The sequence below is a fragment of the Streptomyces javensis genome (genome assembly GCF_039525925.1).
GTDB lineage: Bacteria > Actinomycetota > Actinomycetes > Streptomycetales > Streptomycetaceae > Streptomyces > Streptomyces asiaticus.
The window spans coordinates 1-3429 of the sequence record NZ_BAAAIF010000204.1; the positions used below are offsets into that span (position 1 = coordinate 1).

Here is a 3429-nt window from a genome sequence, read left to right on the forward strand (position 1 = left end):
CCCAACACCACCGCCACACCACCCCGCACCACATCCACCACCACACCCAACCGACCCGCCGCATCCAACCCCACCAACTCAGCCGCCAACCCCGAGGTCCCCGTCTCACCGGCCGCCATGCGGCGCACGGTCCGGCCGGACACCAACCCCCGCAGCACCGCCGGAAGATCCTCACGAGCCACCCCGGCCGGGTCGACAGCGGCGGCGACACAGAGGGAGCTGGCCTGCGCACAGGCGGCATCGAGCAGGCCCAGCGCCTGCTCGCTGGACATCGCGGTGATGCCCGAGCGGGACATCCGGGCCCGGTCCGTAGCGGCGAGCTTTCCGGTCAGCTCGCTGGACTGGGCCCACAAGCCCCAGGCCACCGACAGCCCCGGGAGGCCACGGGCCTGACGGTGGGCGGCGAGCGCGTCGCAAAAGGCGTTCGCAGCCGCGTAGTTGGCCTGCCCCGGGCTGCCCAGGACGCCCGCGGCCGACGAGAACATCGCGAACAGCGACAGCGGAAGGTCGGCGGTGGCGGTGTGCAGATGCGCCGCTCCCGCCGCCTTGGCCGCCCACACCCTGGCAAGCCGATCGGGTGTCTGGGAGGTCACCACCGCGTCGTCGAGGAGCCCCGAGGCATGGATGACACCGGTCAGCGGATGGTCGGTGCCGATCCCCGCCACGAGCTCGGTCACCGCCGACGCGTCCGTGACGTCCACGGCGGCGATCCGCACCCGCGCGCCCAACTCCTCCAGGCGGGCTGCCAGTTCATCGGCTCCTGGGGCGTCCGGCCCGCGACGGCTCACCAGGAGGAGATGGCCGACCTGCCAGGTTCGTACCAGATGTTCGGCCACCAGGCCGCCGAGGGTGCCGGTGCCGCCCGTCACCAACACGGTGCCATCGGGATCGAGCGCCGCCGGGGCGTCCCGCCCCTCCGGACCCCCGTCGGCGGAGGCACGGATCAGCCGAGGCACCCACGCCTGCCCATCCCGCATGGCCAACTGCGGTTCGTCCAGGTCCATCGCACGCGCGACGGCGTTCCGTACGTTGTCCGCACCCGCATCGGCCGCCGGGCCAGGGTCGAGGTCGAGGGCTAGGTCGAGGTCGAGGTCGAGGTCGAGCAGCAGGAAACGCCCCGGGTTCTCCGCCTGAGCGCTCCGCAGAAGACCCCAGAGCGCGGCGGCGGCCACATCCGTACCGCTCTCGGCGATGGCGACCGCGCCACGCGTCACCACGACCAACCGGGCCTCGGCCAGCCGGGGCTCGGCAAGCCACTGCTGCACCAGCGCCAGGGCCCGTTGTGCCATCGCCAGACCGGCGGTCGCCATGTCGGCCACGACATCGGCATCGGCGTCCAGGCGCGGGAACTCGGCGAGCACCACTGCCGGGACCGGCTCCCCACCATCGAGCCTCGCGAGCAACGCCTCCAGATCCGGGCCGGCGCCCTCGTCCGCCAGCACGGCCCAGCTGTCGCGATCGGCCGCCGGCCCGCCGGTCCCCGTCGGCTGCGGCAGTGGGGCCCAGTCGAGAACGAACAGGCCGTCCGCACCACGCGTTGCCCCAGCCCGCAACTGCTCTACGGCCGCCGGTCGCGTCACCAGGGAGTCGACCGTCAGAACCGGCTCGCCCACGGCATCGGCCACCACCAGCCGCAGCCCGCGCTCACCCTCGGCCCCGTCCCGACGCGGGGACAGCCGAACGCGTACGGTGCTCGCTCCAGCGGCCCACAGCGCCACCCCGTTCCAGGCGAACGGCAACCACACCTGGCCGCCGTCCCACTCCTGGTCAGGCTTGGTGTCAAGCAGGAGGGCCGGGTGCAGGGCCGCGTCGAGCAGCGCCGGGTGGATGCCGAACCCATCCGCGTCGCCCGCCGCCTCGGGCAGCGCCACTTCGGCCAGTAGGTCCGCACCGTCCCGCCACATGGCACGCAGCCCTTGGAAGGACGGCCCGTACGCATAGCCCACCGTGGCGGAGCGCTCGTAGAACCCCTCCAGATCCACCGGTTGCGCACCCGTCGGAGGCCATGTCCCGCCCAGCCCCTCGGCCGACCCGTCCGCGCCTTCCGGCGCCGGACTCAGTACCCCCTCGGCATGGCACACCCAGCCCACGTCGGCGGCGGAGCCTGCCTCGCCGTCCGGACGGGAGTAGATCCGCACCTCGCACCGCCCGTCCTCCGCCGGGGCGCCCACCGCCACCTGGATGCGCAGTCCGCCCGACTCGGGCAGCACCAACGGCACGTGCAGCGCCAGCTCCTCGACCCCACCGCAGCCGACCTCGTCGGCCGCCCGCAACGCCCACTCCACCAGGGCCGCACCCGGGGCCAAGGCGGCGTCCGCCACGATGTGTTCGCCAAGCCAGCCGTCACCGCCACCGGCAGCGATGCGCCCGGTGAGCAGATGGGTGCTTCCATCGGCGAGCTCCACGGCGGCGCCCAGCAACGGATGGCCCGCGGCGACCAGACCGAGGCCACCGGGGTCACCGGTCGTGCCCGAGGCGTTCATCCAGTAGCGCTGGTGCTGGAAGGCGTACGTGGGCAGATCGACCGTACGAGGGGCGGGGTCGGCCGGGAACACCGCCTTCCAGTCGACGTCGACCCCGGCGATGAACGCCTGTGCGAGGGCGTGGAGGAGCTGGGCCTGACCACCGTGATCGCGACGCAGGGTCGGTACCGCGACCGCGTCCACACCCGCCCGCTCGAACGTCTCCTGCAAGCCCAGGAGCAGCACGGGGTGCGTACTGGACTCGATGAACACCCGATGCCCGTCGGCCAGCAGCGCCTCGACAGCATCGGCGAACCGCACCCGCTCCCGCAGATTCCGCACCCAATAGTCCGTGCCCAGGACGGATGCGTCGACCCGGCCACCAGTCACCGTCGAATAGAACGCCACCTCATCCGCACCACCGACAACCGGACGGACCCCGGCCAGAACCTCGTCCAACTCCCCACGGATCTCATCCACCTGAGGGCCGTGCGAGGCATAGTCCACCTCGATCAGCCGCGCCCGCTCCCCCACCTCCTGACACCCGGCCACCACAACGGCCACCCCCTCCGGCGGACCCGACACCACCGTCGAGGACGGCCCGTTGACAGCCGCCACCCCCACACCAACGGCCCGATCGCCAAGCTGCGACAGCAACCGCCCCGCCCGCTCCTCACCCAAGCCGAGCGACGCCATCGCCCCACCACCGGCCAACCGCCGCAACACCTTGCTCCGCAGCGCGACAACCTTCGCACCGTCCTTCAGGGACAGCGCACCCGCGACAACAGCCGCCGCGATCTCCCCCTGACTATGACCCACCACCGCCACAGGACGCACCCCATACCCCGCCCACACCGCCGCCAACGACATCATCACCGCCCACAACACCGGCTGCACCACATCCACCCGCCCCAGATCCGCCGCACCCTCCACCCCACGCAACACATCCGAAAGCGACCAGTCCACA

At 72.4% G+C, this 3429-nt stretch carries 1 protein-coding gene; it reads right to left on the reverse strand.

Annotated elements, in window-relative coordinates:
• A partial coding sequence (locus ABD329_RS47530; protein WP_344318234.1) for an SDR family NAD(P)-dependent oxidoreductase occupies positions 1–3429 on the reverse strand: 3429 nt, incomplete at both ends.